General features: G+C 71.5%; 9 protein-coding genes. 5 read left to right on the forward strand and 4 right to left on the reverse strand.

Features of this window, described 5'->3' with window-relative positions; genetic code table 11:
• The 3 genes from ACFV9M_RS41250 to ACFV9M_RS41260 all read right to left on the reverse strand — a co-directional run.
• Positions 1-690, reverse strand: a 690-nt coding sequence (locus tag ACFV9M_RS41250; protein WP_385102726.1) for an ester cyclase, incomplete at its 3' end; no start/stop codon positions are given.
• A 100-nt stretch (positions 691-790) separates the two neighbouring features.
• On the reverse strand, positions 791-1,564 hold the full coding sequence (locus ACFV9M_RS41255; protein ID WP_385079357.1) for an SDR family NAD(P)-dependent oxidoreductase: 774 nt from the start codon (positions 1,562-1,564) through the stop codon (positions 791-793).
• Positions 1,565-1,745: 181 nt separating this feature from the next.
• Positions 1,746-2,414: an MOSC domain-containing protein gene (locus tag ACFV9M_RS41260; protein WP_385079360.1), complete on the reverse strand. Its 669-nt coding sequence runs from the start codon at positions 2,412-2,414 to the stop codon at positions 1,746-1,748.
• 92 nt (positions 2,415-2,506) lie between these two features.
• Between ACFV9M_RS41260 and ACFV9M_RS41265 the strand changes: the two genes are divergently transcribed.
• On the forward strand, positions 2,507-3,406 hold the full coding sequence (locus ACFV9M_RS41265; protein WP_385079363.1) for a LysR family transcriptional regulator: 900 nt from the start codon (positions 2,507-2,509) through the stop codon (positions 3,404-3,406).
• Between the two features lie 191 nt (positions 3,407-3,597).
• On the opposite strand, the gene ACFV9M_RS41270 is transcribed toward ACFV9M_RS41265, so the two are convergent.
• Positions 3,598-3,924, reverse strand: coding sequence for a WhiB family transcriptional regulator (locus ACFV9M_RS41270; protein WP_385079366.1), 327 nt, complete (start codon positions 3,922-3,924; stop codon positions 3,598-3,600).
• Between the two features lie 379 nt (positions 3,925-4,303).
• On the opposite strand from ACFV9M_RS41270, the gene ACFV9M_RS41275 reads away from it, so the two are divergent.
• The 4 genes from ACFV9M_RS41275 (at position 4,304) to ACFV9M_RS41290 (ending at position 9,130) form a co-directional block, all read left to right on the forward strand.
• Positions 4,304-4,915: a response regulator transcription factor gene (locus ACFV9M_RS41275; RefSeq protein ID WP_003948568.1), complete on the forward strand. Its 612-nt coding sequence runs from the start codon at positions 4,304-4,306 to the stop codon at positions 4,913-4,915.
• Between the two features lie 680 nt (positions 4,916-5,595).
• Entirely contained in the window at positions 5,596-6,183 is a 588-nt protein-coding gene (locus ACFV9M_RS41280) for a sigma-70 family RNA polymerase sigma factor (RefSeq protein ID WP_385079369.1), read from the forward strand.
• A gap of 188 nt (positions 6,184-6,371) precedes the next feature.
• Positions 6,372-7,880, forward strand: coding sequence for an IMP dehydrogenase (guaB, locus tag ACFV9M_RS41285; RefSeq protein WP_385079372.1), 1,509 nt, complete (start codon positions 6,372-6,374; stop codon positions 7,878-7,880).
• 125 nt (positions 7,881-8,005) lie between these two features.
• Entirely contained in the window at positions 8,006-9,130 is a 1,125-nt protein-coding gene (locus ACFV9M_RS41290) for a GuaB3 family IMP dehydrogenase-related protein (protein WP_385079375.1), read from the forward strand.
• Positions 9,131-9,176: the final 46 nt, after the last annotated feature.

Consider the following 9,176-nt stretch of genomic DNA (forward strand, 5'->3'; position numbering starts at 1 on the left):
TCCGAAAGCCCCGCCTCGATCCCCTCCGCCACACCAGCATCCTACGAGCCAACAGAACTCAGAAACCGAGGAGTTATTTTTCGACAGCCCCCAGGTCATGCCGGTCATGGCGACCTCCTGCCCGGTGGCCGGGATGCCCAGGAAGTCGCCCTTGTGGCGGCCGGTCCACGTCCAGCGCGTGCACACCGTGTCGTCCTCGGCGGTCTGGGCGTCGACCCGCATCGAGAAGTCGAAGGACCGCCGCCAGCCGAGGACCTCCTCGCGCGTCGCCCGCAGCCCGGTGTCCTGCGCATTGGCGGGGTCGTGATCGACGTAGTCGTCCGTGAGCCGTTCCAGCAGGCGGTCGATGGGGGTCCGGCCGAGATCCTCGAAGTACTCCCGCGCGACCTTCCGGTTGAGCTGCTCGTCCCGCACCACCTCGAGATCGGTGAAGGTGGGCATCTCGTCGCACAGGGCCACCATTTGCTGGAAGATCCGGTCGGTCTCCGGAAGGTTCGAGTTCCGCATCGCCTCCTCGTACGACGGGAACTCCACGATCTCGATGAGGTGCGACGCGTCCGAGCGGTCCTTGGCGACCAGCGCGTGCGTCGCGGTCCGCTTCCCCTTGGTCTGCTCCACCCATGTGTCCAGCAGCCGGTTCATCTCGTCGAACCGGCTCGTCCTGCAGTCGATGAGCTGTACGAACGTCATGACGCCGCCTCCGGCCCCCCTGGGTCCGGTTGTGTCACGCCCATTTTCCCACCGGAGCGCCGACGTCACCCGCCCGTCACCGGGCGGCCGGTCCTGCCCGCTACTGGGGGCCGTACTTGCGCCCGGTCCGCGAGCTGACCCCGCCGAGCAGGCCCCTCGGGACCACCTTCACCACGCCCATCAGCGCCTTGTACCGCGGATCCGGGATCGACACCGACTTGCCGCGCGCCAGGTCGTGCAGTGCCGCCGCCACCAGCTTGTCCGCGTCCAGCCACATCCAGTTCGGGATGTTGTCCGTCCCCATCCCGGCGCGCTCGTGGAACTCGGTCCGCACGAAGCCCGGGCACAGCGCCATGAGCCGCACCCCGCTGCCCGCCAGGTCCTTGGCGGCCCCCTGCGTGAACTGCACGACCCACGCCTTGGACGCGCCGTACGTGCCGCGGGGGAGGAAGGCGGCCACCGAGGCGACGTTGACGACGCCCCCGCGTCCGCGCTCCCGCATCGCCGCGGTCGCCGCCGAGGTCAGCCGCAGCACCGCCTCGCAGTGCACCTTGAGCATCCTCAGCTCGTCGGCCATCGATACGTCGAGATAGCGGCCCTTGTTGCCGAAGCCCGCGTTGTTGACGAGCAGGTCGACGGGGTTCCTGCGGTCGTCGAGCCGGTCGGCCACCGCCTCGATGCCCTTGTCCTCGGCCAGGTCGGCGGTCAGTACCTCCGCCTCGATGCCGTGCCGGTCGTGCAACTCGGTCGCCTGCTCGCGCAGCCGCCCGGTGTCCCGGGCGACGAGCACGAGGTCGTGCCCGTCCGCCGCCAGCCGCCGCGCGAACGCGGCGCCGATGCCCGCGGTCGAACCTGTGATCAGAGCCGTTGTCATGGCAGAAGGGTAGTGACCCGGACCGGCACAGTCCGCTCTCTGCACGGCGCCTCCCGAAGGTGAAGGCCCGGTGCGCACGCCCCCCGGTGGCGACCCGTGCGCGCGCCCCGGTTCCCCGTCCCCGGTGGCGCCCCGCGCCCCGGTCGCCCGTCCCCGGTGGCGACCCGGAGGTGTCGATGCTTCAGGCGCCGTGTTCGGCCACGTACTTCCGGGCCGTCGCCAGCGTCTCGGAGTGCAGGGCCTCGCCCGCGGCCAGCAGGCGCGGCAGCAGCTCCCGGTGCGTGGTGACGGCCTGGAACTGCATACGGGCCGTCACCTCGTGCTCCGGCAGATGGACGATCTCGACGGGGTCCCCCGCGCGGATCTCGCCCGGCGAGATCACCCGCAGGTACGCGCCCGTCGCGGCCTTCTGCGTGAACCGCTTCACCCAGCCCCGCTCACCCACATGACCCTGGAAGGTGAGGCAGGGAACGCGCCCGGCCGTCACCTCCAGCACCACTTCGGCTCCGATGCGCCAGCGCTCGCCGATCCGCGCGCCGGAGACGTCCAGACCGGTGAGGGTGAGGTTCTCGCCGAACGCGCCGTTGGACAGCGTGCGCCCCAGCTCGCGCTCCCAGTCGTCGAGGTCCTCGCGGGCCACGGCGTACACCGCCTGGTCGTCGCCGCCGTGGTGCCGCAGGTTGCACACCGCGTCCCCGGCGAGACCACTGCCCGCCGTGCCGCTCGGCCCGGGCGCCGACACCCGCACCGGCCCGTCCACCGGCCGCTTGTCGATGCCGGTGACGCCCTCCGGATGACTCGTGTACGTCACCTGCTTCGGGCGGCCCGCATTCACAGACAGAAGCCTCATGGCCGCACGGTAGGGGAGCCGCGATCAAAGTGTCGACGCATTAATCGCCGCCACATCCAAGATTCACTTATGTGCGGAGGTACCCTCGAAGTGTGATCGAGGCCCGTCATCTCCGTGTGCTGCGCGCCGTGGCCGCCACCGGTTCCTTCTCCGCGGCGGGGCGTGAGCTGGGCTGCACCCAGCCCGCCGTCAGCCAGCAGATGAAGGCCCTGGAGGCGTCCGTCGGCACGCCCCTGCTGGTGCGCAGCGGCCGCGAGATGCGCCTGACCCAGGCCGGTGACGCCCTCGTACGGCACGCGGCCGGAATCCTCGCGGGGCTCACCGCCGCCGAGGAGGAGGTCGCCGCCATCGCCGGACTGCGGGCCGGCCGGGTACGTCTCGTCTCCTTCCCCAGCGGCAGCTCCACCCTCGTCCCGACCGCGCTGGCCGCCCTGCGCGCCGCGCACCCCGGCACCCGCGTCTCCCTGGAGGAGGCCGAGCCGCCCGAGTCCGTCGACAAGCTGCGCGCCGGCGACTGCGACGTCGCCCTGGCCTTCCGCTACGAGGACGCGCCAGGCTCCGAGGAGTGGGCGGACCTGGTCGTCCGCCCCCTGCTGACGGACCGGCTCGTCGCCCTCCTCCCCGAACGCCACCGGCTCGCCGGCGCTCGCTCCCTCGACATCGGCGACCTCGCCGGGGAGCCGTGGATCGCCGGCTGCCCGCGCTGCCGGGGCCAGCTGGTGGAGGTCTGCGAGGGCGCCGGCTTCACTCCCCGTATCGACTTCGCCACGGACGACTACCCGGCGGTGGCCGGCCTGGTGGGCGCGGGCCTGGGCGTGGCCGTCCTGCCGCAGCTCGCGATCGAGTCCGTACGGCCCCGAGGGGCGCGCGCGGTGACGCTGGAACCGGCGGTACGACGGGAGATCGTCGCCCTCACGCTTCCCGACCTGGCCCAGGTGCCGGCGGTGAGGGCGACGCTGGAGCAGTTGGGCCGGGCGGCCGCGCGCGGATAGGGGCGTGGGCGGGAGCGGTCTCAGGGGCGGGAGACGGACCCGGGCACGCACAGGGGGTCTCAGGGGCGGGAGACGGACCCGGGCGCGCAGGGGGGCTCAGGGGCGTCGGCGGCGGGCAGCGGCGGGACACACGGGACACACGGATGCAGGCACGCGTGGACTCACCCCCCGACGCGTGCAGAAACGTTCCTTCAGCTGTTCTGGGCGGTGTCCCCACCCGTCGACGCCGATACCAGGCGGTGACGCGCCCGGCCCATGAGCTCCTCGCGCTCGTCCTCGGTCAGCCCGCCCCACACGCCGTACGGCTCTCTCACCGCCAGGGCGTGCGCCGCGCACTGGGCGCGGACCGGGCACCTCATGCAGACCTCCTTGGCCGAGTTCTCGCGAGCGCTCCGCGCCGCCCCGCGTTCGCCCTCCGGATGGAAGAAGAGCGAACTGTCCACCCCGCGGCAGGCGGCCAGGAGCTGCCAGTCCCACAGGTCCGCGTTCGGTCCGGGAAGGCGGGAGAAATCTGCCATTACGTGACCCCTTGTAGCCGTTTCGAGCGGATACGGTGCCCACGACCGTACAACTACGATCTAAGGAGATGAAAATATGACTCATTGCGAATCTAGCCTCAGACACCAGTAAATGGGAAGAAATAAGGCCAAACGGGGCATCGGTTGTGATGAAAGCTTGAGGGTCCGCGCGGCTGCCTCCACCGTGTCCGCCCCCTCACGTAGAGTGCCGAAGAGTGCACGCAGCCCCGTAACTCTTTCGAGTGACCGTCGTTGAGAGTGCGGAGGCGGTTGAGAACACAAACGCTCGGGCAGGCGTCCGAGACGGTCGACCGCACAGGTGACGATTCGTACCAGCCTGGAGGCACAAGGTGACGCGCATCAGCTGCGGAGGGCGGCCATGACTTCCGTCCTCGTCTGCGACGACTCCCCGCTTGCCCGAGAGGCGCTCCGCCGCGCGGTCGCGACCGTGCCCGGCGTCGAGCGCGTGACGACGGCGGCCAACGGCGAGGAAGTCCTCCGCCGCTGGGGCGCCGACCGCTCGGACCTGATTCTGATGGACGTGCGCATGCCCGGACTGGGAGGCGTGGAGACCGTACGTCGGCTGCTGTCCGCCGACCCCGGCGCGCGCATCATCATGCTGACCGTCGCCGAGGACCTCGACGGCGTCGCGCTCGCGGTCGCCGCCGGCGCCCGCGGCTACCTGCACAAGGACGCCTCGCGTGCCGAACTGCGCGCGACCGTCACCCAGGCCCTCGCCGACCCCACGTGGCGGCTCGCCCCGCGCCGGCTGCGCTCCGCGGAGATGGGCGCCGCGCCCACGCTCACGGCGCGCGAGATCCAGGTCCTGGAGGGCATGAGCCACGGCCGCTCCAACGCCGAGATCGGCCGTGAGCTGTTCCTCTCCGAGGACACCGTCAAGACCCACGCCCGCCGGCTGTTCAAGAAGCTCGGTGCCTCCGACCGCGCGCACGCCGTGGCGCTCGGCTTCCGCTGGGGGCTGGTCCGCTGACCCGGACGGCCCGCTCCGGAGCCGGTCGGCGCCGCCCGCGACGACGGGCGGGGGGCGACGGCGGCGCCCCCGCGCGAACCTGTTCGAGCGGCGGGAGCGCGCGGAGGCGGACGGGTCCGGGGCGACCTGGGCGACCGTAGTTCGTACGTCGCACTTCCGTACTCGGTGTTCCGTACGCGGCGTTTCCGTACGCGGCGCGCGGGACATCCCCTCCCGTCGGCCGGGGACCGATCCGGCAGCCGGACCGGTGACCGATCCGGTGCGCGGGCCGGCGGCGGAGCCGTGGGTGCGCGGGCCGGTGCCGGAGGAACGGGTGCGCGGGCCGGTGGCCGAACCGGCACGTGGTCCGGCGGCGGAGGAGTCGGCACGTGGTCCGGCGGCGGAGGAGTCGGCACGTGGTCCGGCGGCGGAGGAACGGGGGCCCGGGCCTGCGGGAGAGCCGGTACGCGGACCGGTGGAGAGGCCGGTGGACAGGCGTCGCACAGGGCTTCGCCGGGTGCCCGCTGCTCGTTTCGCCGCGGATGCCGCATCCTTGAGGTGTGGAGTTCCTCGGGGACGAGTCGGTCGAGCGGAAGGGGAGGGCGCAAGGGATGAGTTCCGGCGCACCTGCTCATAACGCTTCGGTGCACAACGACGGGCGTGGTGCCGCGGACCGTACGGCCGCAGGGCACCATGGACCGATGCGCGATGACGAGGCGGTCCGTGCCCAAGGGGCGATCGGCGCTCTCGTGCATCGCGCCGTCGACGGAGACGAGCAGGCCACACACGACCTGCTCGCCCACGTCCATCCCCTGGCGCTGCGCTACTGCCGCACCCGGCTGTCCCGTCTGCCCGGTGACGCGCGCCACTTCGTGGAGGACCTCGCCCAGGAGGTCTGCGTGGCCGTCCTGCTGGCCCTGCCGCGCTACAAGGACACCGGCCGTCCCTTCGAGGCCTTCGTCTTCGCCATCGCCGCCCACAAGGTCGCCGACCTCCAGCGCGCGGCGATGCGCCACCCGGGCTCGACGGCGGTCCCGTCCGACGAGATGCCCGAGCGGCCGGACGACTCCCTGGGGCCGGAGGAGCGGGCCCTGCTCAGCAGCGACGCCGAATGGGCCAAGAAACTGCTGGCCAACCTGCCGGAGAACCAGCGGGAGCTGCTCCTGCTGCGCATCGCGGTGGGCCTCACGGCCGAGGAGACCGGCCAGATGTTGGGAATGTCACCCGGGGCCGTCCGCGTGGCCCAGCACCGCGCGCTGAGCAGACTGCGGGCGCTCGCGGAGCAGTAGTCCCCCGGCCGAGGGCACAGCAGAACGCCCCAGGCCAGGGGCGCCTCGGAACACCAGGCGCCACGACGGCGTCGTACGAACATACGAAGCTCGGGGCCGCCGTCGGCCGTGGAATCGTGGAATGCGGGAGGTGCGCTTCCCGTTAGCATGGACATCCGCACCGAGCAAGGCCATTTGGGGAAGGTGTCATGACTGCCAACGTCGACGGAGTGCCCGACAAATTCGCGACACTCGGGCTGACCTACGACGACGTGCTGCTGCTGCCGGGCCCGTCGGACATGGCTCCCGACGAGATCGACACCGCCTCGTACGTCTCCAAGAACGTGCGGGTCAACATCCCGCTCCTGTCCGCCGCCATGGACAAGGTCACCGAGTCGCGCATGGCGATCGCGATGGCCCGCCAGGGCGGCGTCGGTGTCCTGCACCGCAACCTCTCCATCGAGGACCAGGCCAACCAGGTCGACCTCGTCAAGCGCTCCGAGTCCGGCATGGTGGCCAACCCGATCACCATCCACCCGGACGCCACGCTCGCCGAGGCAGACGCGCTGTGCGCCAAGTTCCGCATCAGCGGCGTCCCCGTCACCGACGGCGCCGGCAAGCTCCTCGGCATCGTCACCAACCGCGACATGGCCTTCGAGAACGACCGCACGCGCCGGGTGCGCGAGGTCATGACGCCGATGCCGCTGGTCACCGGCAAGGTCGGCATCTCCGGCACGGACGCCATGGAGCTGCTGCGCAAGCACAAGATCGAGAAGCTTCCGCTGGTCGACGACGAGGGCGTCCTCAAGGGCCTCATCACGGTCAAGGACTTCGTCAAGGCCGAGAAGTACCCGCGCGCCGCCAAGGACGCCGAGGGGCGCCTCCTGGTCGGTGCCGCGGTCGGCGTGGCCGGTGACGCCTACGAACGCGCCCAGGCGCTGATCGAGGCGGGTGTCGACTTCATCGTCGTCGACACCGCGCACGGCCACTCGCGCCTGGTCGGCGACATGATCGCCAAGATCAAGTCGAACTCCTCCGGCGTCGACGTCATCGGCGGCAACATCGCCACCCGTGACGGCGCCAAGGCCCTCGTCGACGCGGGCGCCGACGGCATCAAGGTCGGCGTCGGCCCCGGCTCCATCTGTACGACCCGGGTGGTCGCCGGCATCGGCGTCCCCCAGGTCACCGCCATCTACGAGGCCTCGCTCGCAGCCAAGGAGGCCGGCATCCCGGTCATCGGCGACGGCGGCCTGCAGTACTCCGGTGACATCGCCAAGGCCCTCGTCGCGGGCGCCGACACCGTGATGCTGGGCTCGCTCCTCGCGGGCTGCGAGGAGTCCCCCGGCGAGCTGCTCTTCATCAACGGCAAGCAGTTCAAGTCGTACCGCGGCATGGGCTCCCTCGGTGCCATGCAGACCCGCGGCGACCGCCGGTCGTTCTCCAAGGACCGCTACTTCCAGGAGGGCGTCGCCTCCGACGAGCAGCTGATCCCCGAGGGCATCGAGGGCCAGGTGCCCTACCGCGGCCCGCTGTCCTCCGTCGTCCACCAGCTGGTCGGCGGCCTGCGCCAGTCGATGTTCTACGTCGGCGGCCGGACCGTGCCGGACCTCCAGGCGAACGGCCGGTTCGTCCGGATCACCTCGGCGGGCCTCAAGGAGAGCCACCCGCACGACATCCAGATGACCGTCGAGGCGCCGAACTACAGCGCCAAGCGGTGACCGAAGTGGCCCCCACGCGCGCGTGGGGACCGCACAGGGGCGGCTCCGGAACTCCGGGGCCGCCCTTGTCGTACCCGTCGGCGATACTGGACAACGCTGAAACGCATCAGGGAAAGGCCACAGACGTGACTGAGATCGAGATCGGGCGCGGCAAGCGCGGCCGCCGGGCGTACGCCTTCGACGACATCGCCGTCGTCCCCAGCCGCCGTACGCGGGACCCGAAGGAGGTCTCGATCGCCTGGCAGATCGACGCCTACCGCTTCGAGCTGCCGTTCCTGGCGGCTCCCATGGACTCGGTCGTCTCCCCGGCCACCGCGATCCGCATCGGTGAGCTCGGCGGCCTCGGCGTGCTGAACCTCGAAGGGCTGTGGACGCGGTACGAGGATCCGCAGCCGCTGCTGGACGAGATCGTCGGACTGGACGCGGAGACCGCGACCCGACGGCTCCAGGAGATCTACGCCGCTCCCATCCAGGAGGAGCTGATCGGCCGGCGCATCAAGGAGGTGCGCGACTCGGGCGTGGTCACCGCGGCCGCGCTGTCCCCGCAGCGCACGGCGCAGTTCTCCAAGGCGGTCGTGGACGCCGGCGTGGACATCTTCGTCATCCGCGGCACGACCGTGTCGGCGGAGCACGTGTCGGGGGCGCACGAGCCGCTGAACCTGAAGCAGTTCATCTACGAGCTCGACGTCCCGGTGATCGTCGGCGGCTGCGCCACCTACACGGCGGCCCTGCACCTCATGCGCACCGGCGCGGCCGGTGTCCTCGTCGGTTTCGGCGGCGGCGCCGCGCACACCACGCGCAACGTCCTCGGCATCCAGGTGCCCATGGCCACGGCCGTGGCGGACGTGGCGGCCGCCCGCCGCGACTACATGGACGAGTCCGGCGGCCGGTACGTGCACGTGATCGCGGACGGCGGTGTCGGCTGGTCCGGCGACCTGCCCAAGGCGATCGCCTGCGGCGCGGACGCGGTGATGATGGGCTCCCCGCTCGCCCGCGCGACCGACGCGCCGGGCCGCGGCCACCACTGGGGCATGGAGGCCGTCAACGAGGAACTGCCGCGCGGCAAGAAGGTCGACCTCGGCACGGTCGGCACCGTCGAGGAGGTCCTCACCGGTCCCTCCCACACCCCCGACGGCTCCATGAACCTCTTCGGCGCCCTGCGCCGCGCGATGGCCACCACCGGCTACAGCGAGCTCAAGGAGTTCCAGCGGGTCGAGGTCACGGTGGCGGACTCGCAGCACCGGCGGTAAGCCGCAGCCCCCGAACACGGCGAGGGGCCGGCCGCTCACCAAGTGC

Source organism: Streptomyces sp. NPDC059895, assembly GCF_042731035.1.
Lineage (GTDB): Bacteria > Actinomycetota > Actinomycetes > Streptomycetales > Streptomycetaceae > Streptomyces.